Raw genomic sequence first — 23,170 nt, 5'->3', positions numbered from 1 at the left:
CAGACGCTGAGCTTTTGGCCGGCGGCCTTGAATGTCGCTCTGCCCAAGAAGCTTTCACGGCCGCGTCGATCCTGCCAGGCTCGAGCGGCCGCGCGAGACATAGCGCCCGGCGCGGGCATGCCCTGTCAGCACACCGTTGTCGACGACCACGGCGCCGCCGAGGACCACCGTCGTCGGCCAGCCGGCGATTTCGAGGCCCTCATAGGGCGAATAGTCCGAGGCGTCGTGGAGGTCGGCGTGGCGGATGGTGCGGGTCGCCTGCGGATTCCAGATGGCGATGTCGGCGTCGGCGCCGATGGCGATCGTGCCCTTCTTCGGATAGAGGCCGTAGGTCTTGGCGTGGTTGGTCGCGGTCAGGGCGACGAAGCGGCAAAGGTCGATCCGGCCCTTCATGACGCCTTCGGAAAACAGGATCGGCAGCCGCGTCTCGACGCCGGGAATGCCGTTCGGAATGTGCCGGAAGCTCTCGCGGCCCTTCGGGTTCAGCTTGCCGTGCGGATCGTCGTAGCGGAACGGGCAGTGGTCGGAGGAATAAAGGTCGAAGACGCCCCGCTCGATCCCCTCCCAGCAGGCCTCCTGGCTGGCCGAGTCGCGCGGCGGCGGCGAGCAGACGAACTTCGCCCCCTCCCAGTCCATGCCGTCGAGATCGTCTGCCGTCAGCATCAGATATTGCGGGCAGGTCTCGCCGATCACCTTGCGGCCGCGGCGGCGCGCCCGCTCGATCTCTTCCATGGCTTCCCGGTTCGAGACATGGACGATGACCACCGGCACGTCGACCACCTCGGCGAGCGAGACCGCCCGGTGGGTCGCCTCGCGCTCGACGGCGATCGGCCGCGTCGTCGCATGGGCCTTCGGGGCGACATCGCCATCGGCCTCGTGCCGGCCGATCAGGTAGCGGATGGCGTCCTCGTTCTCGCAATGGACCATGACGAGGGCGCCGGTGCGCCTGGCGCAGTCCATGGTGGCGAGGATCTCGGCATCGTTCAGCCGGAGGTCCTCATAGGTCATGAAGATCTTGAAGGAGGTGTAACCGTCCTCGACGAGGGCCGGCAGTTCCTGGCCGAGCACCGCCTCGCTCGGATCCGAGACGATCAGGTGGAATGAGACGTCGGTGTAGCAGTTGCCGTCGGCGAGAGCGTGGTAGGCCGTCAGCGCCTCGCGCAAGGGTCGCCCCTTCTCCTGCAGGCAGAAGGGCAGGACGGTGGTGTTGCCGCCGAACAGCGCCGAGCGCGTGCCGCTCTCGAAGTCGTCGGCCATGACGATGCCCGGCGCCTGCGGCTGGGAGAGATGCACATGGCTGTCGATGCCGCCGGGCAGGACGTAGCGGCCGGACGCGTCGATCGTCTCGGCCGCCGGGCCGAGGTCGCGGCCGATCTGGACGATGACGCCGTCCTTGACGGCGACATCGGCAGGAAAGACGTCCGACGCGGTCGCCACCGTGCCGTTGCGGATGAGAAGGTCGAACATGGCGTTTTCCCCGGCCTCAGAGCTTCGGCTCGAGCGCCGCGACGAGGCGGTCCACTTCGGCGAGCGTGTTGTAGTGGACCATCGACACCCGCACGACGCCGCCCTGCGGCATCAGGCCGAGATCGTCGATCAGCCGGTAGGCGTAGAAATGGCCGTGGCGGATGCCGATCTTCGCGGCGTCCACCGCGTCGACCACGGCCCTGGAATCCTGCCCCTCGACGGTGAAGCTAACCGTCGCGACGCGGTCGGCGAGGGCGCTCGATCTCCGTCCGATGATCCGCACCGAGTTGCGGCTGTCGAGGAAGTCCATCAGCCGTTGGGTGATCGCCCGCTCCTGCTCGGCGATGCCCGCAAAGCCCGCCTCGACGGCGGCGCGGCCCTTTTCGGCGTCGGCCTTTTGCCCGAGCTCTTCGACGTAGTCCACCGCGCCGATGGCGCCCCAGGCGGCCTCATAATTGATGTTGCCGGGCTCGAGCTTGTGCGGCACCGACTCCTTCGACATGAAGAAGTGGTAGATGTTGTCGAGGGCGAGGAGCTTGTCCTTCCTGCCCCACATCACCGCGAAATGCGGGCCGAACACCTTGTAGCTCGAAAAGACGTAGTAGTCGCAGCCGAGCGCCTCGACATCGATCGCCCGGTGCGGGGCGTAGGCGACGGCGTCCACCACCACTTCGGCGCCGGCCGCGTGGGCGATCGCGGAGATCTCGGCGATCGGATTGATCGTGCCGAGGATGTTCGAGGCATGGGTGACGCAGACGAGTTTCGTGCGCTCGGTGAGGAGGTCCTTCAGATCGTCCAGTTCGAGTTCGAAGGTCTCGGCGTCGACGTTCCAGAACTTGACGACGACGCCGCGCTCCTGGTGCTTCAGCCAGGGCCCGATATTGGCCTCGTGGTCGGCATTGGTGAGGATGATCTCGTCGCCTGGCGCAAGCTTGCCGGTCATCGCCTCCGACAGATAGCGGAACAGCGCCGTCGACGACGCGCCCATGACGATCTCGGAGGCGTCCGAAGCGTTCATGAAGCGGGCATAGGCCTTGCGGGCTTCGCGCACCCGCTCGGTCGATTTCAGGCTCGGCGCGTAGCTCGCGCCGGTCTGGACGTTGGTGGTCAGGAGATAGTCCGAGACGCGCTCGGCGACGCGGGAAAGCACCTGGCTGCCGCCGGCATTGTCCATAAATACCCATTCGCCAGCGAGGGCGGGGAATTGCGAGCGGACGAAATCGAGATCGAGAGCCATCGGGCAGCCTTTCCGTTCGTGATGCGCCGGGCCCCCGCATCGGGGCGGCGCTGGAATTTCAGTGATTGAGGACGGCGTCGAGGAAGGCGCGGGCGCGCTCGCTCGCCGGATTGGTGAAGAACCGGTCCGGCGCGGCGATCTCCTTGATCTCGCCGGCCTCCATAAAGACGATGCGGTCGGCGACCTTGCGGGCGAAACCCATCTCGTGGGTGACGAGCAGCATGGTCGTGCCGGTGCCGGCGAGGGTGCGGATGACGTCGAGCACCTCGCCGACCATTTCCGGATCGAGCGCCGAGGTCGGCTCGTCGAAGAGGAGGACGCGCGGCTCCATCGCCAGCGCCCTCGCGATGCCGACCCGCTGCTGCTGGCCGCCGGAAAGCTGGACCGGATATTTTTCCGCCTGTTCGCCGATGCCGACCCGCGTCAAGAGCCCCCGCGCCTTTTGCCGGGCCGCCTCCCAGGAGAGCTTGCGGACGCGGACCGGACCGAGCGCGACATTGTCGAGGACGGTGAGGTTGGGGAAGAGGTTGAAGGCCTGGAAGACCATGCCGACCTCTTCGCGCACCTTCCTCAGATTGCGCCCCTCCTCGACCCTTATGCCGTCGACGACGACGTCGCCCTCGTCATAGGTCTCGAGCAGGTTGATGCATCGGATGAGGGTCGATTTTCCCGATCCGGAGGGGCCGACGATGACGACGACCTCGCCCGGCGCGACGTCGAGATCGACGGCCTTCAGCGCCGCGAACTCGCCGAAACGCTTGGTGACGGCGCGCATGGTGACGATCGGCGCGGCGTTTGCGGAGGTCGCCATCAGCGCCGGCCCGAACGGCCGAGCCGTTTCTCGAAGATCGCCACCATCCTGACGAGAGGGAGAAGCAGCACGAGATAGAGGAAGGCCGCACCGATCAGCGGCGTCGGATTGGCGGCGAGCGCCTGCGCCTGCGTCGCCTGTTTGAGGAGGTCCGGCATCGCCACGACCGAAGCGAGCGCGGTGTCCTTCATGACGTTGATCGAATTGTTGGTGAGCGGCGGGATGACGATGCGGATCGCCTGGGGCAGGACGACGTCGCGCATCACGTCGAAGGCGGAAAGGCCGATCGCCTGGGCCGCCTCGAACTGGCCGCGGGGAATGGCGTCGATGCCGGCCCGGTAGATCTCGGCGGTATAGGCGCTGGATACGGTGGTCAAGGCAAAGGCCGCACTGGCGAAAGGCGACAGGCTGATGCCGACGAAGGGCAGCGCGTAGTAGACGATGACCAGCCAGACGAGCACCGGCAGCGCCCGGAAGACGTCGACATAGGCGATGATCAGTGCCCGGAGGAAGCGCGGGCCGTACATCCGGCCGAGCGCCAGCAGGAGCCCGCCGGCAAGGCCCAGCAGGATCGACAGGAAACCAAGGGCGATCGTCCGCCACAGACCGTCGAGCAGCAGCGGGAACGAGCGGACGAAGACCGCCCAGTTGAAGAAGGTCGAGACGAGGTCCATGCGTGGCCCGGATGGTGAAAGACGCACCGCCGGCGCGTCGAACGCGCCGGCGGCTTCGATGATCGAGCGAAGGCCGTCGTCAGGACTTCGGCGTCGGCATCGGCAGCTTCTCGACCGTGCTGGTGGTCGCTTCCGGCTGCGTGCCGAACCATTTCTCGTGCAGCTTGGCGATGAAGCCTTCGTCCTTCAGCGTATCGAGAACGGCATTGGCCTTGGTGGCGAGCTCGGCATCCTTGGCGAACATCATCGAATACTGCTCGCCGGTCTTCAGCCGCTCGACCACCTTCATCGTCGGCTTGTCCTTCAGATAATAGGCGACGGCCGGGATGTCGGAAACATAGCCGTCGATGCGGCCGGCCTGCAGATCGAGCATCGCCGGGTTGAGGCCCTCGTAGCGGCGGATTTCGGTCAGCCCCCAGTCCTTCTCGCGCTCGGTCGCGTACATGTCGCCGGTCGAGCCGGTATCGACGCCGACGGTCTTGCCCTTCAGGTCCGCCGTGCTCGCGATGCCGGAATCGGCCTTCGCCGCCAACGACTGGTCGCTGTCGTAATAGGGTTGCGCGAAGGAGACCGACTCCAGCCGCTTCTGGGTGATGGTGATCGACGACACCGCGACCGCGATGCGGCCGGACTGGACGGCGGAGAACAGGCCGTTGAACGGAATGTTCTGCAGGTCGACGCCGTCATAGCCGAGCCGCTTGGCGACTTCCTTGACGAGTTCGACCTCGAAGCCGGTGATCTCGCCGCTCTGGTCCTGGAACTCCCAGGGCACGTTGCCGACATTGGCGCCGACCGTCAGCGTCTCGGCGAGGGCCGGCGATGCCGCAAGGCCGGCCGCAAGGACGGTGGCAAGGAACAAACGTCTACCGATCATGTCAGGACCTTTCTGTCCGGCTTTCGAGGAAATTGCGGGCTCCTGCGCGAAAAAGCAGCCGACCGCCCAAGTTTTTTGCATGCACTTTGCGCTGCTAATTGTATGCACTTTTGCGATCGGAAAGGAAGTGGGTTGCGCGAGTTTCTTCGCGTCGGCCTCCTTGGACGCCGAGCTGGGGCCTCGCGCCCGCAGTTGGAGCGAACGCCGTGTCCCGTGCCCGATGGGAGTGGCCGGCAGGGCTCAGCCTGCGATAAACGGGGCGAGGATGGCCGACAGGTCGCGCTCGGTGCGTTGGGGTGGCCGGATCATCGCGCGATCGACGACTGCGGAGAGATGGCTCGTCATCGCAGCGGCGGCCGCGGCGACGTCGCCCTCTTCCAGCGCGTCGACGATTTGGCAGTGTTCTTCGATGGCGCAATCGTTCGAATGCGGACGGCCATAGGCGGACAGCGCGAGGCCGCTGCGATAGGCGACTTCGGTCACGTAGCGCTCGAGGATCGGGCGGCCGGTCATCCCGGCGAGGAGGACGTGGAAGTCGGTGGCAAGGCGGATCGACGCCGACTGGCTGGCCGGATCGGCGGCGCCCTGGTCGGCGATGTGCCGCCTGAGCTCGGCAATCTGCTCGGGGGTGATGGTCAAGGCGAGGCAGTTGGCGACGACGGCTTCGAGCGCGATGCGGATCTCGAACGTATCGCGTGCCTCCTCGACGGTGGGCGTCGCGACGACCGCGATCCGGTTGCGCCTCAGATTGACGAGCCCCTCGGCCGCCAGCTGACCGAGCGCCTGACGGGCGATCGTCCGGCTGACCCCGAAGCTGAGACCCAGCTGATCCTCGGGCAGCTTGTCGCCCGGCGACAGCGCTCGCTCGATGATCGCACGGCGCAGGGCGGAGCAGATCTGGGCGACCCGATCGACGACGTTCTTTTTCGGCTTCATGACTTCTCTGCAAGATGGTCTCATCTGCCACCTAGCGGCTATTCTCGCCGAAAAGAATAGCCGACCGCCGCTTCGACCTCAGCCTTGCGCGCTCAGCCGGTCTCGCTCGCGACGTGGGCTCAAGGCCTCTTGAGGCACCTCATTCTCGATCAGCTCGGTTCCGATCGCGATCACGCTAACCGTGTGCCCCGCCGCCGTTCCTCTCCAAGAGTTCGGCGGCAGCCGTTTCGGCATCGGGTATTCAGGCCGCCGCTGCCGGCAACAGGACGCCGGCGAAGAAGCGGACCAGTTCGTCATGCGCATCCAGGGGCAGGATGTGCGCGACATACTGGTCGGGGCGGACGACGACGAGGCAGCCGTTCTGCCGATCGACATGCCTGAGGTCGAAGATGTCCTGTCCAGAAGCGCCGTCGGCGCAGAAGATCTTCTCGTAGTCGACGAGGCCCAGCCGGCCCTTGTTCGGCAGGAGGATCGCCGGCATCGTTTCCAAAGCGATGTCATGCGCCGGCTGCTGGAAGACCGCGCGCAGATCGATCACCGCGTCGACATCCAGACCCCGTGAGGTGTGGTGCCGGACCGGCGAGGCGGGATCCGCCGCAAGGAAATCGCACAACTTGCGGATCGCAGAGCCCTCGGCTGCCGGATCTTCCGCCGGGGTGAAGGCGTAGATCCGCCAGCGGGCGTCGGCCTTGACGGTGTCGCCGATCTCCATCGGCTTGGCGTCCGCGAGGCGGATGACGGGTGCGGAATGAAACCGCTCGCCGACGGGAAATCCCGGCGCAAGCGACTGCCATGTCGCCGCGCCGGTCAGCACCGACGGCTCGTAGGCGACGGACATGCCGGCGGTGTAGCGGCCATGCTCGACGAAATAGCGCTGAAATTTCGGCGCCTCACCCGCAGCGTCCGTCTCCGCCGTCGCGCGCTCGCTGATGATCTTCGCCCATTGCCGGTCGAATTCGATGAGGTCCCGCGCCACGGCCTGGCGCTCGGCGGAATAGGTCGACAGAAGATCCGGCGACGAGCGGCCTTTCAGGACCGAAACGAGCTTCCATCCGAGATTGAAGGCGTCGCCCATCGAAACGTTCATGCCCTGGCCGGCTTTCGGGCTGTGGGTGTGGCATGCGTCGCCGGCGATGAAAATGCGGGGAGGCCTGTCTTCGCCCTCCGCGACGTCGTCGAACCGGTCGCTGAGACGCTGGCCGATCTCGTAGACCGACCACCACACGACCTCCTTCACTGCAAAGCTGTAGGGCCTGAAGGTTCGCTGGACGGTTTCGATCAGCCGGTCGACGGTGATCTCGTCCCTTGCGAGCCTCTCTCCCGCCCCGAGAGAGCCGAGCTCGACATAAAAGCGCAGCAGATAGCCGCCTTCCCGGGGAATGATCAGAATGTTTCCGCCGGAGGACGCCTGGATCAGCGTCTTGCAGCGGATGTCGGGAAAATCCGTCACCGCAAGGACGTCCATCACGCCCCAGGCCTGATTGGCGGAATCGCCCTTGAGCTCCAGTCCGATCTCGCGCCGGACGTTGCTGCGCGCGCCGTCGCATCCGACGACATATTTCGCCCGCACGGTGACGGTCCCGCCGGGCTCCTTGGCGAGCCGGTCCGCGTCCGCGGGCGTTGCTGCGGCGTCGACCCGCTGCAATGTCACCGCGACCGGATAGTCGCCGCCATCCTCGTCGGTTTTCACCGCGACGACTTCGAGACCGTAGTCCGGCACCAGGCGCGACGGCGATTTGGCCATCACCGACAGATACATGTCGTGTACGCGGGCCTGGTTGAGGATCATGTGGGGCATTTCCGAAAGTCCGTCCTCGACGTCCTGCACCCGCCCGGTGCGCATGATGTGCTCCGGCTGTCCCGGATTGGCCTTCCAGAAGGTCGTTTCGTTCACCCAATAGCCCTGGCGTTTGACCGTGTCGGCAAAGCCGAAGGCGTTGAACATCTCCATCGAGCGGCAGGAGATGCCGTCGGCCTGACCCCGTTCCATCGGACCGCTCTTGCGCTCGACGATGCGCGTCGAAATTTCCGGAAAGGCGGCGAGCTGTGCCGCGAGGGTCAGGCCCGCCGGGCCGCAGCCGACGATCAAAACGTCGACGCATTCCGGAAGGCCACTGCCGGCTGGTCCATCAGGTGCCGGGTCGAAGACTTCCGGATCGCCCGCACGAAATCCGTTGAGATGGTACTGCATGGTTCCTCCCGCATGGCAGCGCCGTGCCTTCTTTCGCGTGCACGACAGACGCTCAGGTTCCTCGAATTGCGCGTCGCAGGCGCCGGAAACCCGATCCGTACCTTGAGATGACGACACAATAATATGTGGACATATTATACGCGCTAGGCATCGCGACCGCAAGATAGTATGTCGTCATATCAAGACGCGACGTGGATCGGACGAGGAGGCGCCAGATGACCAGAGATGGAGCGAGGACGGTGGCTGCCTCGGTCAGCCTTGCGATGCCCGGACACCTCATTCGGCGGCTCCATCAGGTTTCGACGCTGGTGTTTCACCGCCATGTCCAAGCGGCGGGACACGACATCACGCCGGTCCAGTTCGCCGCCCTCGACGCGCTCGCCCACAACCCGGAAATCGATCAGAAGGGGCTCGCGGAGCTCGTCGCCAAGGACCGCGCCACCCTCGGAACGGTGGTGGAGCGCCTGGAACAGAAGGGCCTGGTCACGCGCCGCGTCAGCCCCGACGACAAGCGGGCGCGGGTGCTCGCGCTGACGCCGGAAGGCGAAGCGTTGCTCGCCAAATTGCTTCCCGTCGTCATTGCCCTGCAGAAGGACATCCTCCCGGGCCTCGACGACGACGAATACCGGCAGTTCGTCGCGCTCGCCTCGAAGGTCTCGGCGGCTGCGTCCGCAGAGAGGAGATGACCGGCCAGGGTGGTCGCTCTGTCGACGTCATGGCCGGTGCATCGGCGAGCGCCTCCGGTTTGCGGGTCGCCCTGCATTCCGAAGAACGCTGCGCCTCTGAATTTTTTCAGAGCCCACCGAAGCCGGCGCGCGCGACCCAGTAGTCCCAGGCCCGGGCGACGGGCATCGGGCTGAGAAGCATCGCTCCGGCCTTCTCGATCTCGCCGTCGGTGAGATAGGTGACCGTACCGAGCTGGCGTGTCGCCTGGATCAGCTCGGAATTGTCGCGCAATCCGATCGAGATCATGACCACGGATTTGAGGTCGGCGGCAGCGCAGATCGCGCCATGGCCGCGCAGCAGCGCCGCGGCATTATCCGCGAGAGCGCGTGACAGCGAATGACCCATCGCCATCGAATCGACCAGCATGTTGGTGTCTCCGAACTCGTCCTGGCTGTCCCAGACCGGGATCGTGGCGCCGATCACCGAGGCCATGTGGAACATCGGGCGCAGGGAGACGTCGCACATCGTGAACGGCAGCACGGAGCGCGCATGATGGTGCGTCACGGCATGAACGTCCTGCCGGTCCTTGTAGATCGCCCCATGGATGTGCCGTTCGGCATAGGGCTTGCGCGGATCGTTGCCGACCTGCTCGCCTTCCAGCGTGAACTCCATGATGTCGTCGCGGGTGACGATCTCCGGGCTGCGCGAGCGGGACAGGAAATAACGGTCCGGCCGCAGCGGATGGCGCACGCTGACATGGCCGAAATTGTCGATGATGTTTTCGCGGGCAAGAATCCGGTTGGCCATCACGAGGTTGGTCAGAGTTGCCTCGATGACGGATGTCTCGTGCGTCGGGTCGAGCGACATTTCAGTCTCCTTCAGGATCGATGATTGCGGCAGATGCCGTCGATGGCAGGGGCGAGGCCACAACGGGCCATCGCCGGTCGTCGTCTCAGACCTTGACGCTCGAGCGGACTTCCGGCGCGAACAGTTCCTCCGGGTCGAGCTTGCGGTCGGAGATGCCCTGGGCGTGGCCGAAGCGGCAGAAGGCTTCCAGCGTCAGCCGGTTGGGCTCCAGGCCATAGGGCCAGAAGTCCTCGCCGAAGAGCTGCCGCACGTCGCCCGCGAAGGCGGCGATCCAGGGCAGCGGGATGCGCGACACGGCGACGTCGAGCGTCCGCTCGATGCCGAAGCGCTTGGCCTCCTCGAAGGCCTTCACCAGGCTCGTTCCGATCCACGGATGCTGCTCGAAGACGCTCCGGCGCACCGAAATGGTGTGCATGATCGGGAAAATGCCGGTCTCGACATAGTAGCGTCGTTCCTCGGCCTGCGGATCCTCGAAGAGCCGGCGGATCCGATTGTCACCTTCGGTGAAGGCGCGCGGCGGGCGGGCCGTGGCGATCGCATCGACCTCGCCGGCGAGGAGCATGTCGTTCAGGCTGGTGTCCGGGCGGCTGCTGTAGCGGATGCTCGGGGGAAGGCGCAGGTGCACCTTTTCCTGCCGACCGGCCTGGTTGACGCCGGCCTGCACCCAGTCGACCGACGAAAGGTCGAGGCCGTAACTTTCCTGCAGCATGCCGCGCACGTAGATGCCGGCGGTCTGGGCCCATTCGGGAATGCCGATCCGCTTGCCGTTGAGGTCTTCCGGCCTGGTGATCGGGGAATCGGCACGAAGATAGATCGCCGAATGGCGAAACACCCGGGAGGGGAAGACCGGAATGCCGACCATCGGGGCGTTGCCCTGCGAGGTCAGCGCCAGGAACTTGGCGAAGGAGACCTCCGAGACGTCGAATTCCTGATGTTTCAGGAAGCGGTAGAAGATCTCCTCGACCGGCAGGAGCAGCGGCGTCAGCGAAATGCCTTCCGGCTGGACGTCGCCATTGGCCAGGTTGTGCACGTGGTCGTAGTCGGCCATCGCCAGCGTCAGCTGGAGCCGGGCGGTCCCGCCATTCGAAATGAATTCCGGACGGCGGTTGAGGGTCGCGGCGGTCGCGCCGGTCGCCGCCGCGGATGCTTCGTTGCTCATGATGTTTTCCTTGTTGCGGGCTAGCGCAGGAATGCGCCGGCGAGCCAGCCCCAGCTCAGGCGCAGGCCCAGCACTCTGACGAACAGCGCCTCCACGACGACGGCGACGCCGACAGCGAGGAGAAGAGAAACAAGCGGGCTGGTTCGCCGGGCGATGGCGAAGATGAAGGCGTAGAGCGGCAGTGCGATCCGGAAGCCCAGGAGATAGACCAGCGGCAGCACGGCAACGAGCCACAGCATGGCGGACCATGTGACGTCGCCGGCCCCGCCCTCGGGCGGCGGCTCGCGCAAGGCAAGCAGACCGAAAATGAGGACACCGCCCGCAGCGATGGCGGGAAAGACATTGGCATTGGCCGGATATCCGCCGATCGTCATTCCCCAGACGACCATGGCGAGGACGGCAAGGATCGTCCCGCAGATCAGCAGCCGGTCGGTTCTGATCATGCGCGCTTCCTCCGCAGCCGCGAGCCGATCTTCGGCGCGAACAGCGCGGCGATCATCAGCGCGATCAGGACGAGGCAGATCGGCCTGAAGACAAATCCGGGGCCGTAGATGTTGAGGGAAATCTCCAGATACCGCTCGACGGCGGGGCCGAGGACGAAGCCGAGAAGCAGTGCCGCCCGGTTGAAGCCGTATCTGACGCAGGCAAGTCCGACCGCGCCGAAGACGAAGGTGAACACCACGTCATGCATGTCGCCCTGGGTCGAATAGGCTCCGAGCAGCGCCAGCATCAGAAGGAACGGCACCAACAGCCGCGGCGGCACGCTGACCACACGGGCGAGGATCGGCATCAGCGCAAACATCAGCACGGCGGCGAGGACGTTGACGACGGCGAGGATCAGGACGAGACCGAGGCCGATATCGAGATGGTCGCGCAGGAAGTTGGGGCCGGGCTGCAGGCCGAGGACGAGAAATGCGCCGAGAAGCAGCGCCATCCCCGACGAACCGGGAACGCCGAAGACCAGTGTGGGAACCAGCGCGCCGCCTTCCTTGGCGTTGTTGCTGGCTTCCGGCGCGATCACACCCTCGATGATGCCCGTCCCGAACCGTTCCGGGTCCGGCGAAGACTGCCGGGCCGCCGCGTAGGCGACGAACGGTGCCGTCTCGCCACCGACGCCGGGGATGATCCCGATGATCGATCCGATGGCCGAACTCCGCAGGACGAGCCCCACCCGGTCGAAGACGGCTCTCATGCCGTTGAGGAGCTGGGTGCCGGGCAGTTCGCCCTTGGACTGTTCGAGCATGCGGCCGGAAGCCAGCGCGACGAGTTCGGGAATCGCGAAGAGGCCGAGCGCCAGCGGGATCAGGCGAAAGCCATCCAGCAGGTAGTCGTAGTCGAGCCAGTAACGGGGCACGCCGCTGACCGGCTCGTAGCCGACGAAGCTGATGAAGATGCCGAAGGCGCCTGCAAAGAGGCCCCTGGCCGGCGAGCCAGCGCCGACGGCGGCGAGGAAGGTCAGCCCCATCAGCGAGAGAAGAAAGGTTTCCGCCGGTCCGAAGGCGAGAATGACCGGACGCAGCACCGGCAGGAGAACCAGGAGAACCAGCGCCCCGAAGACGCCGCCGATCGCCGAGGCGGTCAGGGCGGCGCCGACGGCGGTGCCGCTCTGACCGGCATTTCGGAGCGGAACGCCGTCCACCACGGTCGCGGCATTCGCCGGCGAACCGGGGATGCCGAGCAGGATCGCGGTGACCGACCCGCCGGTCGAGACCACGGCGTGGGCCGTGAGCAGAAAGGCGAGCCCGGCAAAGCCGTCCATGCCGTAGACAAACGGAATGAGGACAGCCATCGCCGTCAGACCGCTGAGGCCCGGAAGCAGGCCGAACAGCAGCCCGACGGGCAGCGCGCTGGCGACAGCCCAGAGGACGGCGGGCTGCAGCGTCTGGCTGCCCGCACTGATGAGTGCGTCCAACATCGACGGATCCGCGTCCCGGTCAGAAGTATTTGGAGAGAAGGACGTCGCGAATGGTCGATATCTTGTCCTCGGGCAGGTCGCCGAAGATCTCAGTCACCGTGTCCTGCACGTCCTTGCCGGACGCATAGTCGATCGGCAGGCCCCGGTCCGTCGCGGTCTTGACCAGTTCGGGATCGCTCAGGATCTTCGCGAAGGCCTCGCGCAGGAAGGCGACGCGGTCGTCGGGGGTACCCGGCGTCGTGATCAGCGCCCGGCCGACGTCGACGACCTTCGCCCTGAAGTCGATCCAGAAGGCGGCGTCTTCGGGGACGTCCACGGCCTCGAAGATCGTCGGCACGTCCGGCAAGAGCTTCGAGCGGTTGTGGCCGACGACGGCGATCGGAACGAGCGAGCCGTCCTGCGAATAGTCGCGGGCGCTGCGGTCCGTCACGGCAAAGCCCGTCACGTCGCCGCGAATGGCCGCAAGCGAGGCTTCGCTCGATCCCTTGAAGCCGACGACAAGCTTGCAGTTGAGCTGCAGCGCCTCGCAGACGACGGCGGCGGTGTCGGTCGGGCCGTCGACGCGGCCAAGACCCGAAAAGCTCAGCGTTTTTCCACCTTTGCTGGCCTCGACGAGGTCCTTCAGGCTGGTATAGCCAGACTGCTTGCTGACCAGAAGCACCCAGGGTTCGGCGGCGACCCGGCCGAGAAACGGCAGGTCCTGCAACTTGAACCGGACGGCGGGTGCGCCGGTGATCTGGCCGAGCGCGGCCGGCACGCCGTTGATCAGCATGACGCTCAGCCCGTCTGCGTCGGCGCTGGCGACCTGGTTGATCGCCGTGATGCCGCCGCCGCCCGGTCGGTTTTCCACGACGACGGTGGCGCCGGTGGCGTCGGAGAGTTCGGGTGCGAGAAGCCGGGCATACTGGTCGAAGCCGCCGCCGGGGCCGGTGCCGACGATGAGGCTGATGGTCTCGCCCTTGTAGAAATCGGCGGCCGGGTTTTCCTGGGCGGAAGCCGTCAGGCTGGCGCCAACGAGAAGCGACGCCGCAATCAGGGCGCTGATGGTCTTCATGAATGTTCCTCCCATTTCATGCAGGCGGAGGCTACAGCCCCGATAGCGCGAGAACAAAATCATTGCGCCGTTGGCTGTCAGAGCTTTTACTTATATCGCTCCCGGCAGATCGCCGGTTCGGCGAACGCGTTGTTGGGAGGCGACGTGAACCTGAAACAGCTCCAATATTTCGTCACCATCTCGGAGGCCTGCAGCTTCACCCACGCTGCCGAGCAGCTTGGCGTCGCCCAGCCCGCACTCGGTCAGCAGATGCGCAAGCTGGAGGACGAACTCGGCGTCAAGCTTCTGCGGCGGCACTCGCGCGGCGTCGACACCACCGAAGCCGGCGTCCTGATGCTGGAGCATGCACGCGGGATTCTCGCGCAGGTCGATGCGGCGTCGGCGAGCCTGCGCGACTTCACCTCCCGGCCGCGGGGGCGCATCAACCTCGGCCTGACGACAATGATGAGCGGCATGCTGGCCGGCCCGCTGATCCGCCGGGCGGCCGACGAACTGCCGGGCGTCCAGCTCTGTCTCGTCGAGGAGATGTCCTCGATGCTGATGGAGTGGGTCGCCGAAGAGCGGGTGCAGATCGCGCTCGCCTTCAACGTCGCCAGCGTCCCCGGCCTGCGCTGGGAACCGGTCCTCCAGGAAAGCCTCTACTTCGTCGAGAGTGCCGAGATGGGAAAGACCAATGGCGGCACCATCCGTTTCGCCGAGGTCGCCGCGCACCGGCTGGTGGTGCCCGCCTCGCCGCACAGTATCCGCGCGCTGATCGAGGAGAAGAGCCGGGAAGCCGAGGTGACGCTCGACATCGCCTACGAGGTGCATGCGGTCTCGACGGTGCGCGATCTCGTTTCCCAGCACATGGCCGCCACCGTGATGCCCTATGGCGCGGCGCGCCAGGAGATCGAATCCGGCCGGCTGATCGCCAAGCGCATCGTCGATCCCGAGGTCAAGCGGGACCTGTTCTTCATCCATTCCGAGCGCCGTTCGCTGACGAAGGCCGAAGTCGCCCTGAAGGCGATCCTGTTCGACATGCTCGGCGATGAAATGCGACGCTACGACCAATGGGCGCCGATCGCCGATCGACAGGCCTCGATCGAAGCCCTGCAGCGCCGGCCGCGACCGGTTGGGCGCGGCTGGTTCGCCGTCTGATCGATCAGGAGGGAGCTGGCTCGACCGCTGCCTCCGGGCCCGCAGGTCCCATGAGGGTGAATGCCGGATGGCCCGGGCAGACATCGGCGAGGAGTTCCTCGATCACCCGTGCGAGCGTCAGTTCGTCCCGCGTCATCTCGACATCGGCGCTCCAGACCATCGAGAGCCGGCGCGTGATCGCCGGTGCGACGATGGGGCGGATAGCGAGAGTCCCGGCCTCGACCTCTCGCGAGATCGTGCCGTAAGGCAGGATGCCACAGGCCATGCCCCGGGCGATCAGTTCCTTCATCGCCTGCATCGATTCCACCTGATAGGGGATCTTCAGGGTCGTGCGGTTCGTCGCCATCGTCTCTTCGACCAGTTGACGCACGAAATCGCGCTCGCTCGGCATGACGAAATTCGGGCCGTGGAGCTCGGCAAAGGGTAGTGGCTCCGGCTTGTCGAAAGGCGAGCCGGCAGCGCAGACGAAGAACAGCACCTCCTCCAGCAGCGCCTTGCGGCGGAGCTTCTCGCCCTCCGGCACCGAATAGGCGAGGGCGAGATCGAGCCGGCCGCGTGCCAGCCGATCGAGCAGCGTGTGGCTGAATTCCTCGAAGATCTGCAACTCGACATTGGGAAGCTTCGTCATCGCCGTGTGCAGCAGGCGGCTGGCGAGAACGGTGGTGAGGCTTGGCGTCAGACCGAGCGTGATGGTCCGGCGGCGATGCTCGGCGGTCTCGCGCAGACGCCGCTGCACCTCGCTCAGTCTTTTCAGGATGTGCCGGGCTTCCTCGAGGAACAGCGTGCCGGCCTCGGTCGGCACGGCGCCGCGCCGCGTGCGCGTCAAGAGCGTGACCCCGACATGTTCCTCCAGCGCCTTCAATTGAACGCCAAGGGCCGGCTGCGCGACGTTCAACCGCGCCGCGGCCTGGGTGATGCTGCCCGTCTCGCAGACGGCGACGAAAAACTCCAACTGCCTGATGCGCAACCCTGTCGTCCTCCCCGAGCGGTTCTCGGCTGGAAAACGGGGTCAGTCAATCCGTTTCGGTCTGACAGCGCAACAAACATGTATTGGACAGCCGTCCGCGACTGCTCTCTTCTCCGCCATCAGAAGGGCGAAGCCCCGGCATGAGAGGAAAGCGGTGATGCGGCAGACGTCGAGTTCGGTGCGCGATCTGGTTCTGGCGAACCATATCCTGGCGCATGAGGGGGTTCTCGACGCCTTCGGCCATGTCAGCGTGCGGGATCCCGAGCATGCCGGCAACTATCTCCTGGCCCGCGCCCGCAGCCCTGAGGTCGTCGAAGAGGCGGACATCCTGCGCTTCACCCTCGACTCGGTCCCTGTCGATCCGGACGGGCCGCCGAGCTATTCGGAACGGGTAATCCACGGTTCACTCTACCAGCTGCGCCCTGAGATCGGGGCGGTCTGTCACTTCCACGCTGCGGCGATCATGCCCTTCTGCATCACCGGCAAGCCGATCCTGCCGGTGTCGCATCTCTGCGCGACGGTCGGGCCGGTGCATTTCTGGTCGAGCCGCGATGATTTCGGCGACACCAACCTCATCGTCGGCAAGCCGGAGGAAGGCGACTCGCTCGCCCGGGCCATGCAGAACGACTGGGCGGTGCTGATGGCCAATCACGGCGCGGTGGTCGCCGGCCGCAGCCTGAAGGAGATGGTGTTCCGCACCATTCAGCTCCGCCGCAATGCGGCGATGCTGCTTGCCGCGCAGTCGCTGGGGCCGGTCGATCCGCTGACCGAGCGCGAGACCGTGTTGTCGGCCGAATTCAATCTGCGCGAACCGGTGCTGGATCGCGCATGGGACTACTGGAGCCGCAGGGCCGGCGGCGCGGAACGCGCCGCGGCGCATGAGTTGGCGTCAGCCAGCTGAATAGCCGCTTCGGCGGTCTGGGAGGAGTATCGATGAGCATTGAGGACCGGGATCGCTCCGGCGGCCGCGACGCGTCGCGCCCGATCGAGCGTCCCGTCGAGCATCGCGGCAATGCGCTCTTCGGCAGCGACGTCGTCGCCGAAACGCTGCGTGCGCTCGACATCCCGTATATCGCGCTCAATCCCGGCGCGAGCTTTCGCGGCTTTCACGACAGCCTCGTCAACCATCTCGGCAACGAACAGCCGCAGATGCTGCTCTGCCTGCACGAGGAACATGCGGTCGCCATCGCCCAGGGCTGGGCGAAGGTCACCGGCAAGGCGATGGCCGTCGCGGTCCATTCCAATGTCGGCCTGTTCCACGCCACGATGGCGATCTTCAACGCGTGGTGCGACCGCATGCCGATGGTGGTGATCGGCGCCACCGGGCCGGTGGACGCCATGCACCGACGGCCCTGGATCGACTGGATCCACACCGCCCGGGACCAGGGGGCGATCGTCCGAAACTACGTCAAGTGGGACGATCAGCCGGCGTCTCCGGGGGCTGCGCGCGAGGCGCTTGCGCGGGCAAAATGGATCGCCGACACGCTTCCGAAGGGTCCCACCTACGTCAATCTCGATGCCGGCATGCAGGAGCAGCCGCTTGCCGAGCCGCCTGCGGAGATCGAGGTCGCACGGCTGATGCCGCAGGTCGACTACGCGCCCGGCGCCGCTGCGGTCGAAGACATCGCCGCGCGGCTGAAGGCGGCAAGTCGCCCGGTAATCCTCGTCGGCCGGGTATCGCGCTCCGAGCGGGACTGGGCACAGCGCGTCGCGCTCGCCGAGGCGACCGGCGCAAGGGTTCTCACCGACCTCAAGATCGGCGCGGGCTTTCCGACCGACCATCCGCTGTCGCTCGCCGCGCCGGGGGTCTTCCCCCTGCCGGAGGCGCAGGCGGCGATCGACGAGGCCGATCTCGTCCTCAGCCTGGATTGGGTGGTGCTGCAGGGCGTGCTTCCGGCAGCCCGGCGCCCCGGCGCCCACATCGTCCACGTCTCGCTCGACCATCACCTCCACAATGGCTGGAGCATGGATCACCAGGCGCTGACGCCGGTCGACACGTTTGTGCCGGCCGATCCGGACATCTTCGTCGAGGTGCTCTGTCGGCAGTTGGAGCTTGCGCCCGCCGCCACCTATGAGCCGATGTCTCAGCAGGAAGTTTCGCAGCCGGAAGATCGGGGGGCGGGGCTCCAGGTGCCCGATCTGGCGCGCCAGCTGAGGCGCGCGGTAGGCGATAGGCCGATGTCGCTCCTGCATCTGCCGCTATCCTGGGACGGCGCCTTCTGGCCGTTCCGCCATCCACTCGACTTCCTCGGCTCCGACGGCGGCGGCGGCATCGGTGGCGGGCCCGGCATCGCCGTCGGCGCGGCGCTGGCACTGCGCGGAACCGGCCGTCTGCCCATCGCGATCTGCGGTGACGGCGACTTCCTGATGGGCGTAACGGCGCTCTGGACGGCCGTTCACTACCGCATTCCGCTGCTTGTCGTCATCGCCAACAACCGCTCCTTCTTCAATGACGAGGTGCATCAGGAACGGGTTGCCCGGATGCGCGATCGGCCGGTCGAGAACAAGTGGATCGGCATGCAGATGACCGATCCCGAGATCGATCTCGCCGCGATGGCCAAGGCGCAGGGCGCCGCCGGCTTCGGTCCGGTCACCGACCACGCGACCATGGACAAGGCGTTTGCAGACGCCATCGCCGCGGTCGACGCTGGCGGCGTCGCGGTCGTCGATGTCCGTGTGGCGACAGGCTACACGCCGGCGATGGCCGGTGCCCTGACCCGCGAAACCGGAGGCGGCAAGAAATGAGCGGCAACCAGGCCAATCTCAAGCTCCAGCCGGAACCGGCTGCCGGGACCGCCCCGGCGATCCTCAGTGTCGACGACGTCGTCAAGCGCTTCGAGACACCGGACGGCCCGGTCGTTGCCGTCGACCACATGTCGCTCGACGTGCGCCAGGGCGAGTTCGTCTCGGTCATCGGCCCCTCCGGCTGCGGCAAGTCCACGCTGTTCAACCTCATCGGCGGGCTGCTGTCGCCGACCGAGGGGCGCATCTCCATCGCCGGCGAGGAGGTGCGCGGCCCGCATCCGTCGATCGGCATGGTGTTCCAGGAGGAATCGACGTTCCCCTGGCGCAGCGTCGAGGAGAACGTCGCCTTTTCCCTGGAGGTGCAGGGCGTCGGCAAGGCCGAGCGGCTGGAGCGGGCGCGCCACTTCATCGCCATGGTCGGGCTGAGAGGCTTCGAGAGGCGCTATCCGACCGAACTGTCCGGCGGCATGCGCCAGCGCGTCGCCATGGCGAGAACGCTGGCCTTCGAGCCGAAGCTGCTCCTGATGGACGAGCCCTTCGCCGCCCTCGACGAGCAGACCCGGCTGCTGCTCGGCGACAAGGTCCTGCAGATCCAGCAGGAGCTGAATCAGACGGTGGTGCTGATCACCCACAACATCACCGAAGCGGTGCAGCTTTCCGACCGCATCCTGATCATGACCTACCGTCCGGGCCGCACCAAGCGCTTCGTCGAGATCAAGCTGCCGCGCCCGCGCACCTCCGAGATCGTCGGCAGCGATGCCTTCGGCCACTACGTCGCCGAGATCTGGAACGATCTGCGCGAGGAAGCCAGCAAGGGCATGCACGACCAGGAGACGATGGCCGAGAGGAGGCGCCGGTGAGAGCCTTCGACCGCTTCGCTCCGGCCGCGCTCGGCCTCGGCGGCTTCATCCTGTTCCTGGTCGCCGTCGAGATCCTGGTCCGCGTCGGCGTCATCAACGGCTATATCGTGCCTCTGCCCTCCGCCGTGCTCGTGGCGCTGGGGCGGGTGGTCGCCGAGGAGGGCGTCCTGCCGCGCTTCCTGCTGACCGCCGGGGAATCGCTCGCCGCCGGGCTTCTGGTCGCCGGGATCGGCATTCCGACCGGCATTCTGCTCTTCCGCTTCAATCTCCTGCGCCGGGCGACGGAGAACTGGGTGGCGGCCTTCGCCGCGGCGCCGATCGTTCTGGTCTACCCGCTGTTCCTGGTGATCTTCGGGCGTTCGTCCTGGACGATCATCGCGATCGGAACCATCGCCGGGCTCCCGCCGGTGGTCCTGAAGACGCTGGAAGGCTTTTCCGGCGTGCGGCCGGTGCTGATCCGTGTCGGGGAGAGCTTCAACCTCACCGGCTGGCAGCAGTTCCGCACGATCCTGTTCCCGGCCGCCGTGCCGACGATCTTCGCCGGGCTTCGGCTTGGCCTGATCTTCGCGATGATCAACGTCGTCGGCGTCGAGTTCCTGATCAATTTCGGCGGTCTCGGACCGCTGATCAACGAATTGTCCGAGCGGTACGACATGCCCGGCACCTATGCGGCGATCTGCTTCGTGGTGCTGGTCAGCGTCCTCTTCTTCCTCGCGGTCGAAAGGGTGGAAAGATGGCTACGACCGGCGTCGTGACCGGGGCAGCGCCTGGCTGGCGCCCGGATGCGGTCACGCTGGTGCGGGCCGCGATCATCGCGGCGGTGCTGATCCTGTGGCAGCTGCTTGCCATTTCGGGACTGCTCTACCAGGACGTCGTCCCGCCGCTGCAGGCGATCGCCGTCGCGCTGATCCGCCTCCTCGGCAGTGGCGACTTCTACGCCAATCTCTGGGCGAGCCTCTACGAAACCGCCGTCGCGCTCGTCGTCGGCGGAGGGGCGGCGCTTTTCGTCGGCATCGTCCTCGGCGGCAGTCGCTTTCTCGGCCGCGCCTTCGAGCCGTATCTCTATTATCTCGGGCCGACCCCGAAGATCATCTTCTTCCCGATCATGATCATGTGGTTCGGTGTCGGTCCCGGCTCGAAGATGGCGATGGGAGCGCTGTCCTGCTTCTTCCCCGTGGCGCTCAGCGTGGCGGTCGGAATGCGGGCGATCCCGCCGATCCTGATCCGGGTCGGTCAGAGCTTCCGGGCGAGCCAGGCGCAGATGGTGACCAAGGTCTACCTGCCGGCGATGCGCGAGCCGGTGGTCAACGGCTTCCGCCTCGGCTTCGGCATCGCGCTCATCGGCGTGCTTCTTGCCGAGACCAAGCTCTCCAACCAGGGCCTCGGTTTCCTGGTCATCCAGAACTACCAGCGCTTCGACATGCCGGCGATGTACGCACTGATCATCGTGATCTTCGCACTGTCGATGCTGGCCAATGCCGGCATCAGCCGGCTGACGGCGCCCCGCTCGAGGAGGGGCGGAGCGCACTGAAGGGAGCGCCCGTAACGGCGTTCGCACGAAGACACATCCAAAGGGAGGATTCATGAAGACCAAACTGCTTCTGGCGGCGCTGCTCGCCTCGACGGTGGCCGGCCACGCCTTCGCCGCCGACACCCTCAAGCTGGCGATCGGCCAGCGCGGCAACTGGGACACCTCGGTCGCCGAGCTCGGCCAGCGCGCCGGCATCTTCAAGAAACACGATCTCGATCTCGACCTGCTCTATACCCAGGGTGGCGGCGAGACGATGCAGGCGGTGATCTCGGGCAGCGTCGACATCGGCGTCGCGGCGGGCACGCTCGGCGTCCTCGGGGCGTTCTCCAAGGGTGCCCCGGTGCGCATCATCGGTGCCCAGGCGACCGGCGCGGCGGACTTCTGGTACGTGCCGGCGGATTCCAAGCTGCAGTCCTTGAAGGACGCCGACGCCGACACGACGATCGCCTTTTCGACCAACGGCTCGTCGACCAACTCGATGGTGCTCGGCTTCATCGACCAGTATGGGCTGAAGTCGAAGCCCGTCGCCACCGGCAGCCCCTCGGCGACCTTCACGCCGGTGATGACCGGTCAGGTGGATGTCGGCTGGTCCTCGCCGCCCTTCGGCTTCGACGCCCTCGACGAAGGCAAGATCCGCATCGTCGCGCGCGGCAACGACATCGACGCGATCCGCAACCAGTCGATCCGCACGCTGATCGGCAACCAGCAGTTCGTCGAAGAGCATCCGGACGAGTTGCAGCGCTTCATGGCCGCCTACCGCGAGACGATCGACTGGATGTATTCCGGCGACGAGGCGCTCAAGACCTATGCCGACTTCGTCGGCGTCGACGAGAAGACGGCCAAACGCATCCGCGACGAGTTCTTCCCGAAGAGCCTGATCGACCCGGACAAGATGTCCGGCATGGACCAGATCATGGCCGACGCGGTCCAGTACAAGACGCTGTCCGACAAGCTGACCGACGAGCAGCTCGCCCAGCTGATCCAGATCCCGCCCCGCCAGTGAGGTCGCGGCCGCCGGGCCCGGGAGGCGGTCCGGCGGCCGATCAGGCAGACGATAAACACGGAGGAACACTCATGCGCAGAACCATTCTGAAGGCTTTCGTCCTGTTGGCGTCGACGCTGGCCGCCGGCGCCGCCGCGGCCCAGGACCTCGATACGCTGAAGCTGGCGATCGGCCAGCGCGGCAATTGGGAGAACTCGCCCGCCGAACTCGGGCAGCAGGCCGGCATCTTCGCCAAGCACGGGCTGAAGCTCGACATCCTCTACACGCAAGGGGGCGGCGAGACGATGCAGGCGGTCATTTCGGGCAGCGTCGACATCGGCGTCGGCGTCGGCACCTCCGGCATTCTCAGCGCCTTTTCCAAGGGCGCGCCGGTGCGCGCGATCGCCAATTCCACCACCGGTGCCAACGATCTCTACTGGTATGTGCCGGCGGCCTCGGACGTGAAGTCGATGAAGGACGCCGGCGGCAAGACCATCGCCTTTTCCTCGAACGGCTCCTCCACCAACACGATGGTTCTCGGGCTGATCCAGGAATTCGGCGTTGAGGCCGAGCCGGTGGCAACCGGCAGCCCCGCCTCGACCTGGACCCAGGCGATGTCCGGTCAGGTCGACATCGGCTGGTCCGCGCCGCCTCGCGGCGTGCAGGAGATCAAGGACGGCAAGATCCGCGTCATCGCGCGGGGCAGCGACGTGCCGTCCCTGCGCAACCAGACGGTCCGGCTGATGATCACCTCGGCGCCGGCGCTTGAATCCAAGAAGGATCAGATCAAGCGGTATGTCGAGGCCTATGCCGAGACGCTCGACTGGATGTATTCCGATCCGAAAGCCGTCGAGGCTTATGCCAAGTGGGTGGACGTGCCGGTCGCGGTCGCCGAGCAGACCCGCGACGACTTCTATCCCAAGGACAACCTTCGGATCGACCGGCTGAGCGGCATCGACGATGCGATGGCCGACGCCGTCAGGCTGAAATTCCTTCCCGAACCGCTGACCGGGGAGCAGCTGGACGAACTGATCCAGTATCCGGGCGGCCACACGGAATGACCGGGTGGCCGGCTGCCCTGCGGCCGGCCGCTCTCA

Annotated in this window: 22 protein-coding genes; 9 read left to right on the top strand and 13 right to left on the bottom strand. The window is 66.3% G+C overall.

What is annotated here, in order from left to right:
- Nucleotides 1–54: 54 nt before the first annotated feature.
- The 7 genes from hydA to E3C22_RS11805 all read right to left on the bottom strand — a co-directional run bounded on the left by hydA (nucleotide 55) and on the right by E3C22_RS11805 (nucleotide 8,190).
- On the bottom strand, nucleotides 55–1,467 hold the full coding sequence (gene hydA, locus E3C22_RS11835) for a dihydropyrimidinase (protein WP_134762226.1): 1,413 nt from the start codon (nucleotides 1,465–1,467) through the stop codon (nucleotides 55–57).
- Nucleotides 1,468–1,483: 16 nt separating this feature from the next.
- Nucleotides 1,484–2,704, bottom strand: coding sequence for a cysteine desulfurase-like protein (locus E3C22_RS11830; protein WP_134762225.1), 1,221 nt, complete (start codon nucleotides 2,702–2,704; stop codon nucleotides 1,484–1,486).
- A 58-nt stretch (nucleotides 2,705–2,762) separates the two neighbouring features.
- Entirely contained in the window at nucleotides 2,763–3,515 is a 753-nt protein-coding gene (locus tag E3C22_RS11825; RefSeq protein WP_134762224.1) for an amino acid ABC transporter ATP-binding protein, read from the bottom strand.
- The gene (locus E3C22_RS11820; protein ID WP_134762480.1) at nucleotides 3,515–4,189 is read right to left on the bottom strand and encodes an amino acid ABC transporter permease; all 675 of its coding nucleotides are present in this window, start codon (nucleotides 4,187–4,189) and stop codon (nucleotides 3,515–3,517) included. Before E3C22_RS11820 ends, E3C22_RS11825 begins: the two co-directional genes overlap by 1 nt.
- A gap of 79 nt (nucleotides 4,190–4,268) precedes the next feature.
- Complete coding sequence (locus E3C22_RS11815) at nucleotides 4,269–5,063, bottom strand: transporter substrate-binding domain-containing protein (protein WP_134762223.1); 795 nt, start codon at nucleotides 5,061–5,063, stop codon at nucleotides 4,269–4,271.
- 240 nt (nucleotides 5,064–5,303) lie between these two features.
- The gene (locus tag E3C22_RS11810; protein ID WP_134762222.1) at nucleotides 5,304–5,999 is read right to left on the bottom strand and encodes a GntR family transcriptional regulator; all 696 of its coding nucleotides are present in this window, start codon (nucleotides 5,997–5,999) and stop codon (nucleotides 5,304–5,306) included.
- A 241-nt stretch (nucleotides 6,000–6,240) separates the two neighbouring features.
- Entirely contained in the window at nucleotides 6,241–8,190 is a 1,950-nt protein-coding gene (locus tag E3C22_RS11805; protein ID WP_134762221.1) for an FAD-binding monooxygenase, read from the bottom strand.
- 215 nt (nucleotides 8,191–8,405) lie between these two features.
- Here E3C22_RS11805 and E3C22_RS11800 point away from each other — a divergent pair, with 215 nt between their 5' ends.
- A complete protein-coding gene (locus E3C22_RS11800) occupies nucleotides 8,406–8,876 on the top strand; it encodes a MarR family winged helix-turn-helix transcriptional regulator (protein ID WP_134762220.1) in 471 nt (156 codons plus the stop codon).
- A gap of 106 nt (nucleotides 8,877–8,982) precedes the next feature.
- Here E3C22_RS11800 and E3C22_RS11795 read toward each other — a convergent pair whose 3' ends face one another.
- The 5 genes from E3C22_RS11795 to E3C22_RS11775 form a co-directional block, all read right to left on the bottom strand.
- A complete protein-coding gene (locus E3C22_RS11795) occupies nucleotides 8,983–9,723 on the bottom strand; it encodes a class II aldolase/adducin family protein (protein ID WP_134762219.1) in 741 nt (246 codons plus the stop codon).
- Nucleotides 9,724–9,808: 85 nt separating this feature from the next.
- Nucleotides 9,809–10,882, bottom strand: a complete 1,074-nt coding sequence (locus E3C22_RS11790; protein WP_134762218.1) for an ABC transporter substrate-binding protein — start codon at nucleotides 10,880–10,882, stop codon at nucleotides 9,809–9,811.
- Nucleotides 10,883–10,902: 20 nt separating this feature from the next.
- Nucleotides 10,903–11,325, bottom strand: a complete 423-nt coding sequence (locus E3C22_RS11785; RefSeq protein WP_134762217.1) for a tripartite tricarboxylate transporter TctB family protein — start codon at nucleotides 11,323–11,325, stop codon at nucleotides 10,903–10,905.
- The gene (locus E3C22_RS11780) at nucleotides 11,322–12,797 is read right to left on the bottom strand and encodes a tripartite tricarboxylate transporter permease (protein WP_134762216.1); all 1,476 of its coding nucleotides are present in this window, start codon (nucleotides 12,795–12,797) and stop codon (nucleotides 11,322–11,324) included. Before E3C22_RS11780 ends, E3C22_RS11785 begins: the two co-directional genes overlap by 4 nt.
- A gap of 19 nt (nucleotides 12,798–12,816) precedes the next feature.
- On the bottom strand, nucleotides 12,817–13,851 hold the full coding sequence (locus tag E3C22_RS11775; protein WP_167591741.1) for a Bug family tripartite tricarboxylate transporter substrate binding protein: 1,035 nt from the start codon (nucleotides 13,849–13,851) through the stop codon (nucleotides 12,817–12,819).
- A 144-nt stretch (nucleotides 13,852–13,995) separates the two neighbouring features.
- Between E3C22_RS11775 and E3C22_RS11770 the strand changes: the two genes are divergently transcribed.
- Nucleotides 13,996–14,988, top strand: coding sequence for a LysR family transcriptional regulator (locus tag E3C22_RS11770; RefSeq protein ID WP_167591740.1), 993 nt, complete (start codon nucleotides 13,996–13,998; stop codon nucleotides 14,986–14,988).
- Nucleotides 14,989–14,992: 4 nt separating this feature from the next.
- Here E3C22_RS11770 and E3C22_RS11765 read toward each other — a convergent pair whose 3' ends face one another.
- A complete protein-coding gene (locus E3C22_RS11765) occupies nucleotides 14,993–15,955 on the bottom strand; it encodes a LysR family transcriptional regulator (protein ID WP_134762213.1) in 963 nt (320 codons plus the stop codon).
- Between the two features lie 157 nt (nucleotides 15,956–16,112).
- On the opposite strand from E3C22_RS11765, the gene E3C22_RS11760 reads away from it, so the two are divergent.
- The 7 genes from E3C22_RS11760 to E3C22_RS11730 all read left to right on the top strand — a co-directional run bounded on the left by E3C22_RS11760 (nucleotide 16,113) and on the right by E3C22_RS11730 (nucleotide 23,134).
- Nucleotides 16,113–16,856 (top strand): class II aldolase/adducin family protein, encoded by a 744-nt coding sequence (locus E3C22_RS11760; protein ID WP_134762212.1) that lies wholly within the window; start codon nucleotides 16,113–16,115, stop codon nucleotides 16,854–16,856.
- 32 nt (nucleotides 16,857–16,888) lie between these two features.
- On the top strand, nucleotides 16,889–18,700 hold the full coding sequence (locus tag E3C22_RS11755) for a thiamine pyrophosphate-binding protein (protein WP_134762211.1): 1,812 nt from the start codon (nucleotides 16,889–16,891) through the stop codon (nucleotides 18,698–18,700).
- Entirely contained in the window at nucleotides 18,697–19,560 is an 864-nt protein-coding gene (locus E3C22_RS11750; protein WP_134762210.1) for an ABC transporter ATP-binding protein, read from the top strand. Before E3C22_RS11755 ends, E3C22_RS11750 begins: the two co-directional genes overlap by 4 nt.
- Complete coding sequence (locus E3C22_RS11745) at nucleotides 19,557–20,315, top strand: ABC transporter permease (RefSeq protein ID WP_134762209.1); 759 nt, start codon at nucleotides 19,557–19,559, stop codon at nucleotides 20,313–20,315. The genes E3C22_RS11750 and E3C22_RS11745 overlap by 4 nt, the downstream gene beginning before the upstream one ends.
- Nucleotides 20,294–21,091 carry an ABC transporter permease gene (locus tag E3C22_RS11740; protein WP_245514939.1) on the top strand — a complete coding sequence of 266 codons (798 nt, stop codon included), beginning with the start codon at nucleotides 20,294–20,296 and terminating at the stop codon, nucleotides 21,089–21,091. The genes E3C22_RS11745 and E3C22_RS11740 overlap by 22 nt, the downstream gene beginning before the upstream one ends.
- Nucleotides 21,092–21,143: 52 nt before the next feature.
- The gene (locus tag E3C22_RS11735; protein WP_134762208.1) at nucleotides 21,144–22,094 is read left to right on the top strand and encodes an ABC transporter substrate-binding protein; all 951 of its coding nucleotides are present in this window, start codon (nucleotides 21,144–21,146) and stop codon (nucleotides 22,092–22,094) included.
- A 71-nt stretch (nucleotides 22,095–22,165) separates the two neighbouring features.
- Nucleotides 22,166–23,134, top strand: coding sequence for an ABC transporter substrate-binding protein (locus E3C22_RS11730; RefSeq protein ID WP_134762207.1), 969 nt, complete (start codon nucleotides 22,166–22,168; stop codon nucleotides 23,132–23,134).
- Nucleotides 23,135–23,170: the final 36 nt, after the last annotated feature.

The sequence above is a fragment of the Jiella endophytica genome (assembly GCF_004519335.1).
Taxonomy (GTDB): Bacteria; Pseudomonadota; Alphaproteobacteria; order Rhizobiales; family Rhizobiaceae; genus Jiella; species Jiella endophytica.
Note: the sequence above shows the minus strand (reverse complement) of the source record. Positions and strands in the feature narration are given on the sequence as shown.

Bases quoted from the DNA above. Each gene is read 5' to 3' on its own strand.
- hydA (WP_134762226.1), bottom strand. From the start codon at position 1,467: ATGTTCGACCTTCTCATCCGCAACGGCACGGTGGCGACCGCGTCGGAC.
- E3C22_RS11830 (WP_134762225.1), bottom strand. From the start codon at position 2,704: ATGGCTCTCGATCTCGATTTCGTCCGCTCGCAATTCCCCGCCCTCGCT.
- E3C22_RS11825 (WP_134762224.1), bottom strand. From the start codon at position 3,515: ATGGCGACCTCCGCAAACGCCGCGCCGATCGTCACCATGCGCGCCGTC.
- E3C22_RS11820 (WP_134762480.1), bottom strand. From the start codon at position 4,189: ATGGACCTCGTCTCGACCTTCTTCAACTGGGCGGTCTTCGTCCGCTCG.
- E3C22_RS11815 (WP_134762223.1), bottom strand. From the start codon at position 5,063: ATGATCGGTAGACGTTTGTTCCTTGCCACCGTCCTTGCGGCCGGCCTT.
- E3C22_RS11810 (WP_134762222.1), bottom strand. From the start codon at position 5,999: ATGAAGCCGAAAAAGAACGTCGTCGATCGGGTCGCCCAGATCTGCTCC.
- E3C22_RS11805 (WP_134762221.1), bottom strand. From the start codon at position 8,190: ATGCAGTACCATCTCAACGGATTTCGTGCGGGCGATCCGGAAGTCTTC.
- E3C22_RS11800 (WP_134762220.1), top strand. From the start codon at position 8,406: ATGACCAGAGATGGAGCGAGGACGGTGGCTGCCTCGGTCAGCCTTGCG.
- E3C22_RS11795 (WP_134762219.1), bottom strand. From the start codon at position 9,723: ATGTCGCTCGACCCGACGCACGAGACATCCGTCATCGAGGCAACTCTG.
- E3C22_RS11790 (WP_134762218.1), bottom strand. From the start codon at position 10,882: ATGAGCAACGAAGCATCCGCGGCGGCGACCGGCGCGACCGCCGCGACC.
- E3C22_RS11785 (WP_134762217.1), bottom strand. From the start codon at position 11,325: ATGATCAGAACCGACCGGCTGCTGATCTGCGGGACGATCCTTGCCGTC.
- E3C22_RS11780 (WP_134762216.1), bottom strand. From the start codon at position 12,797: ATGTTGGACGCACTCATCAGTGCGGGCAGCCAGACGCTGCAGCCCGCC.
- E3C22_RS11775 (WP_167591741.1), bottom strand. From the start codon at position 13,851: ATGAAGACCATCAGCGCCCTGATTGCGGCGTCGCTTCTCGTTGGCGCC.
- E3C22_RS11760 (WP_134762212.1), top strand. From the start codon at position 16,113: ATGCGGCAGACGTCGAGTTCGGTGCGCGATCTGGTTCTGGCGAACCAT.
- E3C22_RS11755 (WP_134762211.1), top strand. From the start codon at position 16,889: ATGAGCATTGAGGACCGGGATCGCTCCGGCGGCCGCGACGCGTCGCGC.
- E3C22_RS11750 (WP_134762210.1), top strand. From the start codon at position 18,697: ATGAGCGGCAACCAGGCCAATCTCAAGCTCCAGCCGGAACCGGCTGCC.
- E3C22_RS11740 (WP_245514939.1), top strand. From the start codon at position 20,294: ATGGCTACGACCGGCGTCGTGACCGGGGCAGCGCCTGGCTGGCGCCCG.
- E3C22_RS11735 (WP_134762208.1), top strand. From the start codon at position 21,144: ATGAAGACCAAACTGCTTCTGGCGGCGCTGCTCGCCTCGACGGTGGCC.
- E3C22_RS11730 (WP_134762207.1), top strand. From the start codon at position 22,166: ATGCGCAGAACCATTCTGAAGGCTTTCGTCCTGTTGGCGTCGACGCTG.